Source organism: Martelella sp. HB161492 (assembly GCF_013184775.1).
GTDB lineage: Bacteria > Pseudomonadota > Alphaproteobacteria > Rhizobiales > Rhizobiaceae > Martelella.
In genome coordinates this window covers 175,505-193,151 of record NZ_JAATVV010000012.1, presented here as the reverse complement: position 1 = coordinate 193,151, position 17,647 = coordinate 175,505, and the positions used below count along the sequence as shown (strand labels likewise).

Sequence of the window (17,647 nt, the reverse complement as noted above, 5' to 3'; positions counted from 1 at the left end):
GGGCCGCCCGACCTGCCTTTAGAGGCGGGCGGCCTTACGCAACTGCGAGTGAGGGTGCCATGTCCACATTGCTCGAAATGCGATCAATCACGAAGTCATTCCCCGGCGTTATGGCTTTGAAGAATGTTGATCTGACCGTCGAGGAGGGTGAAATTCATGCTCTCGTCGGTGAAAACGGCGCCGGCAAATCAACCTTGATGAAAGTCCTCTCGGGTGTCTATCCGCACGGAACCTATGGCGGCGATATCGTCTATGACGGTGAAATCGCAAGCTTCGGGCGGATCGTTGACAGCGAGAAAAAGGGCATCATCATCATCCACCAGGAGCTGGCACTCGTCCCGCAGCTTTCGATCGCCGAAAACATCTTCCTCGGCAACGAAGTGGCCAGGGGCGGCGTGATCGACTGGCCTGAAGTTTATCAGAAAACCGAGGCGCTGCTGAAGAAGGTCGGCCTGAATGACAGACCGGCGACGATGGTCGAGAAGATCGGTGTCGGCAAGCAGCAGCTGGTAGAAATCGCCAAGGCGCTTTCCAAGGATGTTCGTCTGCTGATCCTTGACGAGCCGACGGCTGCGCTTTCAGAGAGTGATAGCGCAAAACTTCTCAGCCTGCTTCTGGAACTGAAATCACACGGTATCACGTCGATCCTGATTTCCCACAAGCTCAACGAGGTCGAGCAGGTCGCCGATCAGATTACGGTCATTCGTGACGGCGCGACGGTGACGACGATTGATTGCCACAAGGAGGAGGTCTCGGAAGCGAGTATCATCCAGGCGATGGTCGGCCGCGATATGGAAAACCGCTACCCGGAACGCGAAAGTCACATCGGCAACATGCTGATGGAGGTCAAGGACTGGACCGTCTGGCATCCGGATCAGGCCGAGCGCAAGGTCATCAAGGGCGTGAACTTCAATGTTCGTGCCGGCGAAATCGTCGGGATCGCGGGACTGATGGGATCCGGTCGCACAGAGCTCGCCATGAGCCTTTTCGGCCACTCCTATGGCCGCAACATATCGGGCGAAGTGCATCTCGGCGGCAACCGGGTCGATACCTCGACCGTGCCGAAGGCGGTGTTTGCCGGTCTCGCTTATGTGACCGAAGACCGCAAAGCGCTCGGACTTATTCTTGAGGAGCCGATCACCAAGAATATCACGCTCGCCAATCTGAAGGGTGTTTCGCAATACGGGGTGATCAACTCGGGCGAGGAAGCCCAGCGCGCCGAGCACTACCGGCAGGCAATGAATATCCGCACGCCGAGTGTGGCGCAGAAGGTGATGAACCTGTCCGGCGGCAACCAGCAGAAGGTTGTTCTGTCGAAATGGCTGTTCACCCAGCCGGATGTGCTGATCCTTGATGAACCGACGCGCGGCATTGATGTCGGCGCCAAATACGAGATCTACACGCTGATGAACCAACTCGCGGCGGAGGAGCGGGGGATCGTGATGATCTCTTCCGAGATGCCGGAACTGCTCGGCATGTGCGATCGCATCTATGTCATGAATGAGGGGGAACTGGTTGCGGAGCTGACTGCTGAAGAAGCGAGCCAGGAGCGCATCATGTCCTTCATCGTCAGAAAATAGAAAGTTACGATGATGAATACACCCGTTGAAAATGAAGGCGTTGCGAAGTCGTCGATCCGGTCGTATCTGACGCTGCGCATGCGCGACTATGGCATCCTTCTGGCGCTGATTATCATCATCGCCTTCTTCCAGATCATGACCAATGGGGTGCTGCTGCGCCCGGTCAACATTACCAACCTGTTCCTGCAGAACTCCTACGTCACCATCATGGCGCTCGGCATGTTGATGATCATCGTTGCGGGGCATATCGACCTGTCGGTCGGCTCGATCGTCGGTTTCATCGGCGCGCTTGCTGCCGTGATGATGGTGCAGTGGGGCGTGCCCGTCATTCCGACCTTCATCGTCTGCATTCTCGCGGGCATGCTGATCGGCGCCTGGCAGGGCTATTGGGTCGCCTACTGGAAGATACCGGCCTTTATCGTCACACTGGCCGGCATGCTGGTGTTCCGCGGCCTGACGCTCTGGCTGCTCGACGGTCAGTCCGTCGGTCCGTTCCCGGGCGGTTTCCAGCTTCTGTCGACAGGTTTCATCCCGGATATCTTCGGGGTCGGACGTCCGAACATGACAGCTCTTGCCGCCGGTGTCGTTGCTGCGGCCGCCATAATCTGGCTTGCGGTCCGTGGACGTCAGCGCAACAAGGCTTACGGCGTGGAGGACGAACCTCTTTCATTCTTCATCGCCCGCAATGCCATTGTCGCCGCGGTTCTGATCTTTGTTGCCTGGAAGCTGGCTTCATTCCGCGGTCTGCCCAACGTGCTGATCACCATGGCGGTGCTGACGGTCATCTATGCCTTCATCACTGAAAAGACCACGTTTGGCCGTCGCGTTTATGCCATTGGCGGCAATCTGAAGGCAGCGCAGCTCTCCGGTATCAATACCCGCCGGCTGACCTTCCTGACCTTCGTGAACATGGGCATGCTGGCCGGTCTTGCCGGTCTGGTCTTCGCCGCCCGGCTCAATATCGCCACGCCCGGTGCCGGTAACGGCTTCGAGCTTGACGTCATCGCGGCCGTGTTCATCGGTGGCGCGTCGATGTCCGGTGGCGTCGGCAAGATCGTCGGTGCGGTTGTCGGTGCCTTCATCATGGGTATCCTCAACAACGGCATGTCGATCCTTGGTATCGGTATCGACTACCAGCAGGTCATCAAGGGCCTGGTTCTTCTCGCAGCCGTCTTCTTCGACGTCTACAACAAGAACAAGGCCTGATCGCCGGAGCGGCCCGGCGCTTGCGGAGGGGCAGGCGCCCGGCGCTTCGGTAACACCAATCGCCTCCACAATCTCCTTGGGTGGGCGGACCTGGGCGGGGGAACCTCAAAGGTTTCTCCGCTCTTTTTCTGCCGTGAGGGCACATGAAAAACCCGGCTCAGTCGGACTGAACCGGGGTCTTGGCTTGGCTTGCAAGGGCCAGAGCATCGGCTCGAAAATCGGAATTGATTTTCGAAAAGAACGATGCGCCGATTCAATAAGCTAGAGCGTCCTTGTGCGTCCAAGAGGACGCACGGCGCTCTAGATCGAACCGCAGAGGTTGACGGCGATGCCAAGCTCTGCAGCCAGAGCGGCACGGACGGCAATCACCTGCTGTGCGGCCGCCTCGCTTTCGGCATAGGCGACCTGCACGTGATTGGCCTTGTGGCGCCCCATCATCGTGTCGCGGCTGACCCCCGAAAGCGTGGCGCTCATGATCGGCCAGGGATAGTCCGTCGCCTTCGAGCGGCGTTCGCATTCTTCCGGCGGCAGTGTCACGGCCTTGCCGCGGCCGATATCCATGTGAAGCTTGCCGCCTTCGACAAAGATCCGGCTCCAGACGATATCGCCTTCCTTCGCATAGCCTTTGACCGTGCCCCCGCCTGCGGGGAAGAACATGGCCGGCTGGCGATAGCTTTCCGATCCGGCCCAGCCGCCGGGATGATGCGCAGGCGGTGCCGCGCCGGAGATTTCCAGCACCCAGACGAATTCATCAATGGTGCCGGAAAGATCGTCATCGCCCCAGCGGATATCGTGCAGCGTGGTTTCCACCGGCTGGCCGAGCGCAGCATGAACGCGGTTGATCATCAAGGCGTCGAGACCGGCGCATTCATCCACCTCGTTGAAGTGGATGACCGGTTCGCCGTCGCGGATGATGGAGCCATCGGCACGGGTGACGGGAGGCCGCTCCGCATTGTTCAGCATGCCTTCGATGAGATCGGAGGCCGGCCAGAGATCTTTCAGGCCCTGCTGATACTGAATGCCGATGGCCGCGCAGCCGAACTGGTCGGCAAGCCGGACGGCAGCCACATACATGCGGCACTGATCGATCACCTGATCTTCGGTGAGTTCCGTTTTCGGGTCGAAACCGAAATGGAAGGTCATGCCGCGATCGACCATCCACTGATAGGCGGCGCGGCCTTGTGCCACCGGAACCTGCGTTGCCGCATAATAGAGCGCCGACTGCGACAGCCGCTCCTTGAAGATGCCAAGCGGCATCAGAAGCTCGTCGGGGATGATGGCATTATACATGCCCATGCAGCCCTCGTCGAAAATGCCCATGATCAGCTTGTCGCTGCGCCATTCATCGGCAATGGCCTTTGCCGTGGCACGGGCGCTGTCAGGAGCACTGCTGCCATCATAGGCCTTCACATGAGACTGGTCATGGGCAAGCGTTCCGGTTTCAAGCCAGGTCTTCAGGCCGGAGAGGAAGAAGGCATCGTCGAAATCGCGGCTCCACAGGGTCGAATAGGCGATTCCGGCCTTGGTCAGCGATCCGTTGAGATTGAGCATGCCGACAAGGCCGGGATACTGGCCGGACCAGTTGGCAAGCGTCAGGATCGGCCCCTTGTGGCTGGAAAGGCCTGGCAGAACATGATGCGAATATTGCCAGACCGCTTCGGCAACGATCAGCGGCATGTCCGGATCAATGCCCTTGAACACGTCCATGCCTTCGCGCTGGGAGGCAATGAAGCCGTGGCCTTCCGGCTTGACCGGGTGGGCGCGCCACAATTCATGGCCCATGCCGGCGAGAACGGCAGCAAGTTTGTCTTCCATGGCCTTTTGTGCCGGCCAGCACGTGGTATTGGCGCTTTCGCGCAGGTCACCACTGACCACAAGAGCGATACGGGTCATTCAGATCCTCCATCAGGGCGGCGTGTGCCGCAGGCCTTCCATGGCTCCCCCCGGAAGGCCGGTATCGGGGTTGCCGCCGGTATCGCCGGCGGCAGGGCTGGCTGTTACCAGGCGGTGAAGCCGCCATCGACCACGACATTCGAGCCGGTCATGTAAGACGAGGCATCCGAGGCCAGGAAGCGGATCACGCCGTTATATTCGTCCACTTCGGCCTGACGGCCAAGCGGAACCCGCTCGAGAAAGGCATCGATGAACTCCTTGTCATAGGAGCCGGTCTTGACGCCGCCAAAGGAGACGATGTTGCAGCGAACCTTCTTCGGTGCCCAATAGGTCGCGAGATAGCGGGTCAGGTTCAAAAGGCCCGATTTCGAGGCGGCATAGGAGACGGCCTTGATGAAGGGCACGCCGTCACGTTCCAGCCGATAGGCATAAAGCGCCTGATTGGGCGACACCATGCCATACATGGAGCCGACATTGATGATCGAACCGCGCATCTCTTCGGCCATCTTGGTGCCAACGACCTGGCTGGTCAGCATGACGCCGGTGAGATTGGTGTCGATGATTTCGTCCCAGTATTTCTGCGGATAGACCTCGAAGGGGGCATTCTGGTCGGCGGAACCGTCGGGCTTGGAATCAATGCCGGCATTGTTGACGAGGATATGCGGCACGCCCCAGTCGGCGATCACCTGATCCGTTGCAGCGGCAAGACCGGCCTTGTCCGTGACCGAGGCTTCATAGACGCGGATATTGTCTTCGAGGCCGGGGAATTTCTCGGCAATCTGTTTGGCAGTGAAGGGGCGGCGCGAGTAGATCGCCACCTTGGCACCGGCAGAGGCCAGCGATTTTGAAAACTGGGTGCCGAGCTGGCCGAGGCCGCCGGTTACAACAGCGACACGTCCCTCAACGGAAAACATCTTGTCCATGGTTCGTCCTTTCATGTGATGCCGGGCGGATATGCTTCATCCAGCGCTCGGTTCATGCAGTTGATTGTGAGAGGGCTGTTCCGGCGGCATGGCGCTCCTGTCGTCGGCGCGTCGGGGGAGGTCTTTTCAGATGCCGCCGGAACAAACCTGTTCAAAGTGCTTCGTCAGCCAGTTCCTTCTTGTCCGGTACCGGTTCTCCGGCACGGCGATAGGTGAGGATCGACCGCACGGCTGTGGCGACAAGGATCGCGATGATGGCGATACCGAGCCCGCAGGCGATCGGGCGGTAGAAGAAGGCGAGCAGATTGCCATTGGCGATCTGCATCGACATGATGAAGTTGCGCTCCAGAACGGGGCCCAGTACCAGGCCGAGAATGACCGGAGCGATCGGGAAGCCGTTGCGTTCCATGATATAGCCGACAACGCCGGCTGCCAGCATGATCCAGACGCCGAACAGAGAATTGTTGACGGCGTAAGAGCCGAGGAAGCAGCAGATCAGGATGATCGGCACAATGACATTGCGCGGAACCGCCAGAACATGGCGGGCCAGCTTGATGGCCACGAAACCGAGCGGGAAGAGCAGCAGGTTCGAGATGAAGAAGGTCATGATGATCGCGGTCGGCATCGAGGGGTTCTCGACAAACAGCCGCGGCCCCGGATTGACGCCCTTCATGAAGAGCACGCCGACGGCGATTGCGGTGACGGCGTCGCCCGGAATGCCGAAGACCAGCGCGGGGATCCAGGCACTGGACAGGCCTGCATTGTTCGATGATGTCGCTTCGATCAGCCCTTCGGGGTGACCGGTGCCGAATTTTTCCGGCGTCTTCGACAGCCGCTTGCTCATGCCATAGGCAATCCAGGCAGCAAGGTCGCCGCCAATGCCGGGCAGAGCGCCGACCACGGTGCCAAGCGAAGCGCCGCGGATGAAGGAGAAGGGGTACTTCTTCAACAGGCCAAGAACGCCCTTGAAGGGGACGATCTTGCCGAGTGCCGGCATCTCGCCGCCATTGCCATGCTGATTGGTGGTGAAGCCGCGCAGGATCTCGGAAAAGGCAAACATGCCGATCATCACGGGAATGTAGGAAACGCCGCCCATCAGATCCATGCTGCCGAAGGTGAAGCGCGGCGCACCGGTGGTGATATCAAGGCCGACGGTCGAGATCAGCAGGCCGAACAGAAGTGAGGTGAGGCCGCGCGCGGCATCATTGCCGGAGACCAGAGCACAGGTCAAAAGCCCGAGAACGGCAAGCCAGAAGAACTCGAAACTGGAAAAGTTGAGCGAGATCTTGGCGAGCAGCGGTCCGGTGACAAGCAGCACAAGTGCACCGGTCAGGCCGCCAAGGGCGGAGAAGAAGAAACCGAGCGACAACACCTTGCCGGCCTTGCCCTTCAGCGTCATGCGGAAGGCTTCATCGGTGTAGGCCGCAGATGCCGGTGTTCCGGGAACACGCATCAGGGCACCGGGAATGTCACCGGCGGTAATGGCCATGGCAGTTGATGACACGATCAGGGCAATGGCCGGAACCGGTGCCATATAGAAGGTGACGGGCACGAGCAGTGCCGTCGACATGGTGGCCGTCAATCCCGGCAGGGCGCCGATGAAAAGGCCGTAGATGGCGCCCAGAACAAGGGCGATCAGAACATTGGGCTGCAGCGCTATGTCCAGCGCCTGGCCGATGACGTCAAGACTCATGGAAGGATACCTCCCAGAATGCCGGCGGGCAGCGGAACCATCAGCCCCTTGGAGAAGCCGTAATAGAGGATCAGCACCACAACCGGTGAAACAATGACCGTTGTCAGAATACGAGCGCGCATCAGAAGCATCAGCCCGGCCATATAGATGATGCCGATGAGCGGGAAGCCGACGGACTGGAACAGGAAAATGCCGATAACCAGACCGCCGAGCGTCCAGATGGCGGCGGCATAATTGCGCAGCGGCACACGCCACTCAGAAACGTCGAGGAAGGTTCTGCCCTTCTCGGTCAGAAAACCACCCAGCGCAATGGCAAGGCCGAGGCAGATGAAACCGATCCCGATCAGGGTCGGCATGAGATCCGCACCGAAGCGCACGCCCGGGACCGTGGGGAGCTGCATGGCCCCCACGATCACGACCGCTCCGAAGAGCGACAGAGCGGGCCCGGTGATCCGGTCGCTGATTTTCATGAGACTTACTCCTGCCGGCTTACTTCGCCAGACCCAGGACTTTCATGGTTGCCGCAAGATCATTGTAGTCGGTCATCACCGTCTGCTTGAACGTCGGCGCATCCTGATAGGCAACGGAGAAGCCCTGGGACGACATGAATTTCTGGAATTCGGGATCGGCGCAGATTTCCTCAAGTGCTGCGGAAAGCTTGTCGACCACCTCCGGCGGCAGGCCATCGGGTCCGGCAAGACCACGGAAGGGCAGCGGCGAGAACTTGATGCCGAAGACCGAATCCGTCGTCGGAATGTCGGGGAACAGCGGATTGGCCTCACTGGAAATCAGCGCCAGCGTCTTGGCTTCTCCGGCATCCACAAGCGCACGGGCTTCAGCGGGTGAGGTGGAGACAACATCGATCGCACCGGCAGCCAGCTGCTGCAGGGCCGGAGCCGAGCCGTCAGAGGCAACCCATGGGCTTGCATTGGGATCGATGCCGAGCGTGTTCAGCAGACCGGCCCAGGCCAGATGCGACAGACCGCCACGATTGGCGCCAGATGCCGTCACCGTGCCGGGATTGGCTTTGACGTCGTCAATCAGGGCCTGAACCGTGTCATAGCTGGAGCCGGCCTTGACATTGACACCAATCGCATCGGCATTGTAGCGGCCGATATAGTCGAAATCTTCAGGCGCAACGCCGGGCAGGCCTTGCGTCTTGTACATGGTGCTTTCGATGGTGATGACGCCGATTGTGTAGCCGTCAGGGGCCGCATTGGCGATGGCCGAATGGCCGACAAGGCCGCCACCGCCGGTGCGGTTGACAACATTGAAGGGCTCTCCGAATTTTTTCTGCAGATCGGCCGCAACTGCACGTGCGGTGGCGTCCGTGCCGCCGCCGGCGGACCAGGGAACGATAATGGTCACGGCGCGATCCGGCCATTCCGCATGGGCAGCACCCGCGAGCCCGAGAAGGGCCGCTGCCGCGACCGATGCCTGAATTACGTTCCTGATAGTGGATTTCATCACTTAACCTCCCGTTTGCTGTCTTGCCGGACGACGCCTCCACGCGAACCCGGTAAGACTTAACACTTGACTTATGACTCATGACATAAGTATTGTCAACACAGATCGAAACACCGGGGTGGCTGCTATGGCGAATGACGTTGAGATGACGGAAGGGACGGAATTTCCGCTGCGCCGGCGTGGGCGGCTGCATTCAGTCGTGTCTTCTGTCCTCGAAAGCCGGATATTGAACGGCGATCTGAAAGTCGGCGACCGGCTGGGGTCTGAAAGCGCGATTGCCAAGGAGTTCGGCGTCTCGACCCGTGCCGTGCGCGAGGCGGTTCAGGAGCTGGAGGTCAAGGGGCTGGTGCAGCGCCGTCATGGCGAGCGCACCGAAGTGGTGCGTGACGATGTCGACGGCTATCTCGACACGCTGGCGGTGACGGTCCAGCAGCGTTTTTCCACCGATCCGGATTATCTTCTGCAGCTGATGGTGGTGCGCCGGATGCTTGAAACGGAAGTGGTCGAGCTTCTGACGGAGCGTGACGCGCCGCTGACCGAAGACGTGAAAGACGCGCTTGAGGCGATGCGGGCGGCGCGGGACACGGAGGATTTCGCCGGTTTCGTCGATGCTGATGCCCGTTTTCATCTGGCGCTGGTGCATGCCACCGGCAACCAGATGCTGATGCTGATCTACGACAATCTCGCCGGTCTCATCAACAATGTGATTCACATTACAAGCCGTGTTCCGACCAAATCGCTGCAAGATGCGTATCAGGAACACGCCGACATCTATGACCTGATCATGAAGCGCGACAAGCAGGGCTCCAAGCTGAGACTGCGCGCGCAGATCGACAATTCTGCCGATTATCTGCGTCAGGCGATAGAGAAATCAAACCAGAAAAAGGCCAGAAAAGAGGATGAAAATGGCTGACTTTGATTATTCGGACACCGATTGGGAGGCAATCGAACGCCTGAAGAAGTGGTATTCCGGCGATATTCACGACAGCATGGAGGCGCTCGGCCTCTGGGGCTGCCTTGAAGGGATTTCGCTGCAGAGTGCACTGAAGCCAGGCGAGGTCATCTGCGGCCCGGCGGTGACGGTTCTGTTCGCGCCGTCCACCCGCAAGGGCGAGCCGCAGGATGTCTACCATAACGCCATCGACCGCGCGCCCAAGGGCGGGGTGATGGTATGCGACGCTTCCTGTGCACCGGGCTCCTGCTCGGGCGAACTGATGAGTTCCGGCGCCAAGACGCGCGGCCTGGCTGCAACGGTTGTCAATGGCACGGTGCGCGATCTCGCCCAGGTCCGCGCGCTCGGCTATCCGCTGTTCGGCACCATGCCAAGCCCGATCGGCGTGACCGGCAAGAAGGAACCGAAGGAAAGCCAGGTGCCGCTGACCATCGGCAAGGCGACAGTCAATCCCGGCGATGTGATCTTCGGCGACGTCGATGGCGTGGTCGTGATCCCGAAGGCTAAGGTCAAGGCGGTCGCCGATCAGGCCGACAAGCTTGGCCGCGAAGAGGCAAAGGCGCGCGACCGCATTCTTGCGGGCGAAAAGCTGCAAGAGGTCTGGCCGGTCGCCTGATCTCATCGTCCTGAATGAGGCATGTGAGAGCCGCGAGCCACAGGGTTTGCGGCTCAGACTGCTGACAAACCTCGCCCCTTTTTCTGATGTCATGCCTGTGCTTGGTCCACAGGCATCCAGCCGACGCGCGTCCGCGCGGCGAAAGACTCTTATAATCCAATGCCCAGAAGAGCCTGGATCCCCGTGACGAGCACGGGGATGACGACAGAGGGGGCGGCTATACCACCCCAAACAGGCAATCTGAATGGCTTTGTCCTGTTTCGGCCTTGGAGCCGGCTTGATTGTTGTCAAAGACAGGCGGTGGATTACAAGAGAAATGGAGGGAGGTTTTCTTGCGGCGCGAAGCGCTGTAAGGACTGGAGTATCGATCGAAAGAGCGGGCACCGGTTTTTCGATAACCCGATGCGTCAAAAAAACGATCTGATCGGCCCTCGGCGCCAAAAAGAGCGCCGGATCCGACAATGACAAACGCCGGAAGGACAGGAAAATGGCCAGTCTCGCGCTCAGCAAGCTCGTCAAGAAATATGGCGCCCGCGAAGTCATCCACGGTATCGATCTTGAGATCCGCGATGGTGAATTCGTTGTGCTGGTCGGCCCGTCCGGTTGCGGAAAGTCGACGCTGCTGAAGATGATTTCGGGGCTCGAATCGGTGACCGATGGCGAGATCCTGGTTGACGGCACGGTTGCCAACAAGCTGCAGCCGAAGGACCGCAACATTGCCATGGTGTTTCAGGATTATGCGCTCTATCCGCATATGTCGGTGCGCAAGAACATGGGCTTTGCCCTGCGCATGGCCGGCAAGGGCAAGGCTGAGCGGGACATCATGGTGGAAAAGGCGGCTGAAATGCTGGGCCTTACCGATGTGCTGGAGCGCCATCCGAGCGAATTGTCCGGCGGGCAGAAGCAGCGCGTCGCCATGGGCCGTGCGATCGTGCGCGAGCCGGAAGCCTTTCTGTTTGATGAGCCGCTTTCCAATCTCGATGCCAAGCTGCGTGGCCAGCTGCGCGCCGAAATCAAGGCACTGCATCGCCGCCTTGGCACGACGATGATCTATGTGACCCATGATCAGATGGAGGCCATGACCATGGGGGAGCGGATCGTGCTGATGAAGGACGGGCACATTATTCAGGTCGGTACGCCGCTTGATCTTTATGACCGGCCGGAAAATGTCTTCGCCGCCGGTTTTATCGGCGCACCGCCGATGAACCTTGTCGAGGGCGAGGTGGTGCCTGCGGATAACGGTCTGGCGCTGAAAACGGCAGCCGGAACGATCTGGCCGCTGCCGGTCACCGATGGTCTTGCCGCCGGCCGGCAGATTGTCATGGGGGTGCGCCCGGAACATGTGGCAATGGCCGATGACGGTGTTTCCGGCAAGGTCGACTTTACCGAAACCACTGGTTCTGAAACCCATGCGACGCTGACGGTCGGCGACGATCAGATCCTGCTGCTGACGGCCGAGCGGGTGATGTTCGAGCGTTTCGCACCGATCAGGATCGCCTGCGATACCGCCCATATGCATCTCTTCGACAAGGAAAGCGGCGACAGGATCAACTGAGCCTGCCCGCAGAGGCAATGGACGAACTCGACTCACTTTTCGGCCGGCTGTCTAAATCGCGCTTTCGCAGCCGCTTCCATCTGTCTGCGGCCGACAAGGCCTATGCGATGCAGAAGGGCAGAGCGGAGATCAACGATCATGTCGATGGTTTCATCCGTCAGCGGCTCTCGCCTGCCGACCCGGCCAATGATGGCAAACAGACACCGATGCGCGGCCATCCCTGTTTCGTCGCCCAGCATGCCACCGCCACCTGCTGTCGCGGCTGTCTGGAAAAATGGCATGGAATAGAAAAGGGGCGGGCACTCGATGAGGTCGAGATCGCCTATGTCTGCAGGGTGATTGACCGCTTCATCGTCAGTCAGATGCGCGGCAACGCTCTATGAACGGTGCAGTGCGTCGGCGAGATCGCGGCGGATATCAGCGAACATCGGATGATCACGCCGCATGGTCCCTGCCGGGCCAAGCGCGGGCCGGACGATCTGATCGATATGCCCCGGAGCGGGGCGCATCACCACGATCTGCTCGGCAAGGATCAGGGCCTCATCGACCGAATGGGTGACGAACAGGATGCGGCGTTCTTTCTCCGCATCAAGTACCCGCAACAGCTCGCTCTGCATCTCCTCGCGCGCCAGCGCATCCAGGCTTGCAAAGGGTTCGTCCATCAGAAGAAGCGGGGCGGGTGTCGCAAGCGCCCGCGCCAGTGCGAGGCGCTGCTGCATGCCGCCGGAAAGTTCTTCCGGGTAAAGATCGCCGGCGCCTTCAAGACCGACACGGGCCAGAAGTGCATCAGCCGTGTCTGCCCTGCCTGCCCCCGGCACGACCATGAGGTTCTGCCGCGCGGTTCTCCAGGGCAGCAGGCGGGCATCCTGAAACAGGAGTGCCGTGTCACGGCCGGGAACCGGCGGTCGGCCATCGATCATGACCGTGCCGCTGTCGGGCGCGATAAGCCCGGCGGCAATGCGCAGCAGGCTGGTCTTGCCGCAGCCCGACGGGCCGAGAATGACGGTGATCCGCTCCTTGTCCGCCACAAGCGAGATATCGGAGAGAACCAGCCGCTCTCTCCCGTAGCTGAGCGCAACATGATCAATGGCGAGTGTTTTCATCTCAATCAGCGCGAAATGCTGTCTCCAAGATCCGAGGGGCCGATCGCTTTCAATACGGCATCCATCGGGGCAAAATCGATCCAGTTGGCCGGGTCTACCAGATAGGCGGTATTGGTCGGCTCGCCCTTTTGATACCAGGTCTGGGCGTAGAGCAACTCGTCTTTCTGGAAACCGCCATTGACGGTCCAGCTGTTGGCATAGGCTTTTGCAAGCGCCTCAAGCGTTTCCGGGGCAATGTCGGGGCGGGCCTTTTCCATCGCCGTCACCCAGTGATCGGGATTTTCGGCAAAATCACGCGCCGCCAGCGTCAGCGCTTCAAGCACGTGCTGCAGATCGCCGGCACGGGTTTCAAGGGTGGGACGGCGGACAACATCCACCTTGGTGACCACCGGGGCGGCATCGAAATAGTCCTTCACATCCACCAGAATGTGCAGATTGCTCTTGTCCGGCAGCGCCAGATAGCTGCCGATGGAAAGCGTCGTCGCATCGACACGGCCCGCCATCAGCGCCTGACCGCGCACCGCCGGCTGGCCGAGCGGCATCAGCGTCATGGCCTCAAGGCTGACACCCTTGGTGCCGAGCACGGCAGACGACATGGTCGCGTCGAGGCTGTTGGGGCGACCGATGCCGAAGCGTTTGCCGGCCATGTTTTTCAGCGTCACGTCATCACGCCCGGCGATGATGAAGGGGATCGCCTTGTCGGAGGAATGGACCGCGACAAAATCGGATGCACCCTGGGCATGGAGATCAAGCAATGAAGACAGGGAGATATTGGCCATGTCGCCATCACCGGCCTGAAGGGCGGCGATCGCCATCGGCGTCTGCTGCACCGGCACCAGAGTGACGTCGACACCGGCGCGCTCGAAAAAGCCTTCCTGCTGGGCAAGGTAGATCAGCGAATTGGGGACCAGCGGCGCTTCCGTTTCGGTGACGATGATGCGGAAGGGATCGGCATGCGCCGAAGCGCCGGAGATCAGCAACGCGCCCATGGCTGCGAGAATGAATGTGCGGAACATGGTTTTTCCAGTCATTTCTAAAATTTCAGGAATAGAGCCGCCGGCGTACCGGTTTCGGCGTCAACAGGCGTTCGATGGCCGAGAGAAGCGCGGTCGTACCGACGCCGATGGCGGCCAGGGTCAGCATGACGATCAGATAGTTGCCCATCAGGAAGCTGTTGCCATAGGCAATCAGCAGCGCACCGAGACCGGTCATCGCCATGTAGATGTCGGCAACAACCGCGGTGACAAGGCCGGTTGTCGCGCCAAGTCTGAGGCCCGCCATGATGACGGGGAAGGCTGCGGGCAGCCGGACATGACGCCACAGGGCGATGCGGGAGAATCCATAGGCGCGGGCCATTTCATCCAGTTTCGGATCGGCATTGCGCAGCCCGGCATAGCTGTTGATGATCACCGGCATGATGGCGCCAAGCGTCACGATCAGGATTTTCGAGCCGTCGCCAAGTCCGAAAATCAGGATGACCATCGGCATCAGAGCGATCAGCGGCGTTGCCGCAAGCGCGTTCACATAAGGGGTGAAGGTGCGCCCCATCAATGGCACAGCCGCGAGAAACAATCCCAGCGGAATTCCGATCAGGGCGGAAATGAGAAGCCCGGTCCAGTAGACGTAGAGCGTATTGACGATGGCGCGCAGATAGAGCTGGCGAAAATCCTGAAGCATGTCTGCAAGGGCACGCGCCGTTTCGGTTGGCGTGGTGAAGAAGCCGCGCGGCAGATGCGCTGCGGTGAGCGACCAGATGAACCAGGCGGCGATGAGAACGCCGGCGCGAAGCCAGACATGCAGCGGCCGTCTGCCAACCCATTTCGCCGCTTCGACAATGCCATCGCCGAGATCTGCGATCTCGTGGCGCAGGCCTTTCAGCAGGCCGTCATTGCGGGCGGTCGGCGCGTTCCTTTTGCTGCTATCGTTCTCTTTGGTCATGATGGTGTGGATTTCTTGGTTTGGCGCATCGGTTTCGCCAGGGACCGGCGGTCGCTTTTGTCCAATGCTTTGAGGCCTTCCCGTCAAAAACGGGAAGGCCGGTTCTTTGAGGGATCAGTTCTGATCCGGCAGGGCGTAGGCGATGACGTAATCGCCGCGCTGCATGGACTGGCGGGCACCGCCGGCCGAAATCACGACATATTGCTTGCCGGTCTTCGGCGACTTGTAGGTCATCGGGCCGCCCTGGCTGCCGACGGGCAGGCGGGACTTCCAGATTTCCTTGCCGGTGGCCTCATCCCAGGCGCGCAGATAGAAATCCTGCGTACCGGCGAAGAAGACCAGACCGCCCTGGGTGACGAGCGAGCCGCCCAGTGTCGGCATGCCGACCGGGATCGGCATGCCCATCTTGATGCCGAGCGGGCCGGTATCCTGAACCGTGCCGACCGGAACCTGCCAGACGATCTTCTGGGTCTTCATGTCGATGGCCGAAAGCGTGCCGAAAGGCGGCTTCTGGCAGGGAATGCCAAGCTGCGACAGGAAACGGTTCTTGACGACGGCATAAGGTGTGCCGCCGAGCGGAACTTCACCCATGCCGGCATTCGGGCTCTCGCCGCCATCAGACAGGGCAGCCTTCTTTTCCTGCGGGAACATCTGTACCCACAGGCCAAGGCGCATGTCGTTGACGAAGATGAGGTCGTTGTTCGGATCCGTCGAGAGACCGCCCCAGTTCATGCCACCGAGCGAACCCGGGAAGCTGAGCGAAAGGTCGGTGCCCGGTGCCGTATAGAGCCCTTCATAGCGCATCGACTTGAAGGAGATGCGGCACAGCAGCTGATCGAACGGCGTCGCGCCCCACATGTCAGATTCATGCAGGAGCTGGTTGCCGATCTGCGGCATGCCGACCGAAACCGGCTGCGTCATCGCATAGGGCTCGTTGGGGATATTGGCGGCCTTGACCGGCTTTTCCTCAACCTTGGTCAGCGGCTTGCCGGTATAGCGGTCAAGCACGTAAAGCTGTCCCGACTTGGTGCCGATCACCAGGGCAGGAACCTTGGTGCCATCGGCTTCAGGGAAATCGATCAGCGACGGCGCCATGGGAAGGTCGAAGTCCCAGAGGTCGTTGTGAACCGTCTGGAAGTGCCACTTTTCCTCACCCGTGGTGGCATCAAGGGCCAGAACGGACGCACCATATTTGTGGTCGATATCGCTGCGGGTGACACCGTAAAGGTCAACCGAGGGCGAACCCAGAGGGAAATAGACCGTGTTCGATGCGGCATCATAGGTGCTGCCGGCCCAGTTGTTGGCCGAGGAGCGGGTGTAGTTTTCGCCATCCTTGAGCGCTGCGTTCGGTGTGGCCGAGCCGGTATCGAAGGACCAGCGCTGAGCACCGGTCATGACGTCGAAGCCGCGCAGAACGCCGCCGGGCATATCCACCTGGACATTGTCGGCAACGCGGCCGCCCAGCACGATCGTCGTGCCAGCCATGGTCGGTGCCGAGGTCATGGTGTAATAGGCCTTGTTGCCGAGCGGGCCCAGGCCGGTCTTGAGGTCGACAACGCCATTGGTGCCGAAATCGGTGCAGCTTTCGCCGGTTTGAGCATCGAATTCGTAAAGATTGGCATCGATCGAATTCATGATGATGCGGGTGGCGCAGACGGCGCCGTCCGGCAGGCTTGCCGGCGGAACCGGGGTCGAGCCGTCAACGTTCGGCTGGACAACAGGCTGCGTTGCATCGAAATAGGCCAGACCGCGGCAACGTTCCCACACGCCACCGACATTGGCGTTGACGTCGTGGCGCCAGACTTCCTTGCCGGTATCGGCGTCAAGGGCGATGACGTTGTTCTTGGCCGTGCACAGATAGACCTTGTCGCCAACCTGAAGCGGTGTCAGCTGGTCTTCGGCACCCGAACCCGTGGACATCGGAATGTCGCCGGTGTGGTAGGTCCAGGCAACCTGCAGATTATCGACATTGTCGACATTGATCTGGTCAAGAGCTGCAAAACGGCTGTTACCGGCCGTATTGCCATAATGGGACCAGTTCTTCTGCTCGGTTTCCGGGGTAACGGCGACGCGGCTTGCGGCGGGCTTTGCCGAGGTGATCTCCGGGTGGATGCTGAACATCGAGCCAAAGCCTGCAAGGCCGGCCACCAGGAACACGGCGGCGGCGGCCAGGCTCTTGCCGGTTGCAGCAGAACGGCCGGCCGCCCTGTTGAGAAGCGGCAGCGAGGCGGTGATGACAAAGGCGCCGAAGGTCATCGCCAGAAGGCGCGAGATCAGGCCCCAGTAATTGAGACCGACATCAAACAGCGACCAGATGATCGTTCCGGCAAAGGCGATGAGATAAAGCCAGGCACCGGCGGGCCGCTGCCTGAAAAACTGGATCGCGGCGAGCAGAAGCACGATGCCTGCGATCAGGAAGTACCAGCTTCCTCCAAGTGAGATCAGCTTTCCGCCGCCGATGACAAAGAACAACGCAGCTGCTGCCAGCACGACGCCGAGCAGCCACAGCCATGCCTTTGCCAGCGCGGAAAGCTTTTTTTCTGATTTTTCCATGGGGTTTCTTTCCTTTTTGCCTGCATTCGGGCGGCGAAAAGGCTTCCCGAGACAGGGCTATTTGCCGCACTTAGCGCTCATGGGAAATAAAGTCCATACCAGCTTGAAGATTGTTAGTTTTTGCTGCGACATAAAGAAAACACATAATTCATCAATATTTTCAATGAC

15 protein-coding genes are annotated in these 17,647 nt (G+C 60.1%); 6 read left to right on the top strand and 9 right to left on the bottom strand.

The window, feature by feature from the left end; translation table 11 throughout:
* Window positions 1-59 precede the first annotated feature (59 nt).
* Complete coding sequence (mmsA, locus tag HCK86_RS19235) at window positions 60-1,580, top strand: multiple monosaccharide ABC transporter ATP-binding protein (protein WP_176086099.1); 1,521 nt, start codon at window positions 60-62, stop codon at window positions 1,578-1,580.
* Window positions 1,581-1,589: 9 nt separating this feature from the next.
* Complete coding sequence (mmsB, locus tag HCK86_RS19230; protein WP_210259966.1) at window positions 1,590-2,786, top strand: multiple monosaccharide ABC transporter permease; 1,197 nt, start codon at window positions 1,590-1,592, stop codon at window positions 2,784-2,786.
* Window positions 2,787-3,086: 300 nt separating this feature from the next.
* Here mmsB and HCK86_RS19225 read toward each other — a convergent pair whose 3' ends face one another.
* From HCK86_RS19225 to HCK86_RS19205, 5 genes are all read right to left on the bottom strand, one after another.
* Window positions 3,087-4,679, bottom strand: a complete 1,593-nt coding sequence (locus HCK86_RS19225) for a fucose isomerase (RefSeq protein WP_176086098.1) — start codon at window positions 4,677-4,679, stop codon at window positions 3,087-3,089.
* 104 nt (window positions 4,680-4,783) lie between these two features.
* Window positions 4,784-5,602 (bottom strand): SDR family oxidoreductase, encoded by an 819-nt coding sequence (locus HCK86_RS19220; protein WP_176086097.1) that lies wholly within the window; start codon window positions 5,600-5,602, stop codon window positions 4,784-4,786.
* Window positions 5,603-5,753: 151 nt separating this feature from the next.
* Complete coding sequence (locus HCK86_RS19215; RefSeq protein WP_176086096.1) at window positions 5,754-7,295, bottom strand: tripartite tricarboxylate transporter permease; 1,542 nt, start codon at window positions 7,293-7,295, stop codon at window positions 5,754-5,756.
* The gene (locus tag HCK86_RS19210; RefSeq protein ID WP_176086095.1) at window positions 7,292-7,765 is read right to left on the bottom strand and encodes a tripartite tricarboxylate transporter TctB family protein; all 474 of its coding nucleotides are present in this window, start codon (window positions 7,763-7,765) and stop codon (window positions 7,292-7,294) included. Before HCK86_RS19210 ends, HCK86_RS19215 begins: the two co-directional genes overlap by 4 nt.
* Window positions 7,766-7,784: 19 nt before the next feature.
* Complete coding sequence (locus tag HCK86_RS19205) at window positions 7,785-8,762, bottom strand: tripartite tricarboxylate transporter substrate binding protein (protein ID WP_176086094.1); 978 nt, start codon at window positions 8,760-8,762, stop codon at window positions 7,785-7,787.
* Window positions 8,763-8,889: 127 nt separating this feature from the next.
* On the opposite strand from HCK86_RS19205, the gene HCK86_RS19200 reads away from it, so the two are divergent.
* The 4 genes from HCK86_RS19200 (at window position 8,890) to HCK86_RS19185 (ending at window position 12,268) form a co-directional block, all read left to right on the top strand.
* Window positions 8,890-9,675: a FadR/GntR family transcriptional regulator gene (locus HCK86_RS19200; protein ID WP_176086093.1), complete on the top strand. Its 786-nt coding sequence runs from the start codon at window positions 8,890-8,892 to the stop codon at window positions 9,673-9,675.
* On the top strand, window positions 9,668-10,330 hold the full coding sequence (locus tag HCK86_RS19195; protein WP_176086092.1) for an RraA family protein: 663 nt from the start codon (window positions 9,668-9,670) through the stop codon (window positions 10,328-10,330). Before HCK86_RS19200 ends, HCK86_RS19195 begins: the two co-directional genes overlap by 8 nt.
* A gap of 487 nt (window positions 10,331-10,817) precedes the next feature.
* Window positions 10,818-11,885: a sn-glycerol-3-phosphate ABC transporter ATP-binding protein UgpC gene (gene ugpC / locus HCK86_RS19190; RefSeq protein ID WP_176086091.1), complete on the top strand. Its 1,068-nt coding sequence runs from the start codon at window positions 10,818-10,820 to the stop codon at window positions 11,883-11,885.
* Between the two features lie 17 nt (window positions 11,886-11,902).
* Window positions 11,903-12,268, top strand: coding sequence for a DUF4186 domain-containing protein (locus HCK86_RS19185; RefSeq protein ID WP_176086090.1), 366 nt, complete (start codon window positions 11,903-11,905; stop codon window positions 12,266-12,268).
* On the opposite strand, the gene HCK86_RS19180 is transcribed toward HCK86_RS19185, so the two are convergent.
* The 4 genes from HCK86_RS19180 to HCK86_RS19165 form a co-directional block, all read right to left on the bottom strand.
* A complete protein-coding gene (locus HCK86_RS19180; RefSeq protein WP_210259965.1) occupies window positions 12,263-12,988 on the bottom strand; it encodes an ABC transporter ATP-binding protein in 726 nt (241 codons plus the stop codon). The genes HCK86_RS19185 and HCK86_RS19180 overlap by 6 nt on opposite strands.
* 5 nt (window positions 12,989-12,993) lie before the next feature.
* Window positions 12,994-14,004 carry an ABC transporter substrate-binding protein gene (locus tag HCK86_RS19175; RefSeq protein WP_210259964.1) on the bottom strand — a complete coding sequence of 337 codons (1,011 nt, stop codon included), beginning with the start codon at window positions 14,002-14,004 and terminating at the stop codon, window positions 12,994-12,996.
* A 25-nt stretch (window positions 14,005-14,029) separates the two neighbouring features.
* Window positions 14,030-14,926 carry an ABC transporter permease gene (locus HCK86_RS19170; RefSeq protein WP_176086089.1) on the bottom strand — a complete coding sequence of 299 codons (897 nt, stop codon included), beginning with the start codon at window positions 14,924-14,926 and terminating at the stop codon, window positions 14,030-14,032.
* 114 nt (window positions 14,927-15,040) lie between these two features.
* A complete protein-coding gene (locus tag HCK86_RS19165) occupies window positions 15,041-17,479 on the bottom strand; it encodes a membrane-bound PQQ-dependent dehydrogenase, glucose/quinate/shikimate family (protein WP_176086088.1) in 2,439 nt (812 codons plus the stop codon).
* Window positions 17,480-17,647: the final 168 nt, after the last annotated feature.